Origin of the sequence: Paenibacillus nasutitermitis, from assembly GCF_014641075.1 — a bacterium.
Lineage (GTDB): Bacteria > Bacillota > Bacilli > Paenibacillales > Paenibacillaceae > Paenibacillus_Z > Paenibacillus_Z nasutitermitis.
Genome location: NZ_BMHP01000033.1, coordinates 1 through 522, shown reverse-complemented (window position 1 = coordinate 522; position 522 = coordinate 1). Strand labels below are relative to the sequence as shown.

1 protein-coding gene and 1 tRNA gene are annotated in these 522 nt (G+C 47.3%); one reads left to right on the top strand and one right to left on the bottom strand.

What is annotated here, in order from left to right:
- Positions 1-135: 135 nt before the first annotated feature.
- Positions 136-211, top strand: a tRNA-Ala gene (locus tag IEY46_RS36175).
- On the opposite strand, the gene IEY46_RS36705 is transcribed toward IEY46_RS36175, so the two are convergent.
- On the bottom strand, positions 182-522 hold a 341-nt coding region (locus IEY46_RS36705; protein WP_229750785.1), incomplete at its 5' end, for a hypothetical protein. The two genes, IEY46_RS36175 and IEY46_RS36705, sit on opposite strands and share 30 nt — an antisense overlap.

The following is a 522-nucleotide window of genomic DNA, read 5'->3' as shown; positions in this document are numbered from 1 at the left end:
ACAAGGTAGCCGTATCGGAAGGTGCGGCTGGATCACCTCCTTTCTAAGGAATTACCTGACCGCGTAGACGGTCAGATAAAATTGTTGAATACGACGTGATGTTACCCATATGTTCAGCTTTGATGGAATTTGCTGGGGGCCATAGCTCAGCTGGGAGAGCGCCTGCCTTGCAAGCAGGAGGTCAGGAGTTCGATCCTCCTTGGCTCCACCAACAGACGACATCAACCTTGATTAAGTACAAGCCCACTAGAGCTTGCTGCTTGGTCATTGCACCTTGAAAACTGGATATGAAATTTGCGAAACATCCTTTAGAGGTTTGAACAAGGGTGGAGGTTGACTGAGATCTTATGATTTCAGATTCAAACCAACCACCTGACGATGGATGCTGAATACCAAATCTTACGATTTGACATTCAAACCAACCATCGAGGTGGATGCTGAATGCCAAATCTTTCGATTTGACATCCAAACCAACCACCGAGGTTAAGCTAATAAGGGCGCACGGAGGATGCCTAGGCGCTA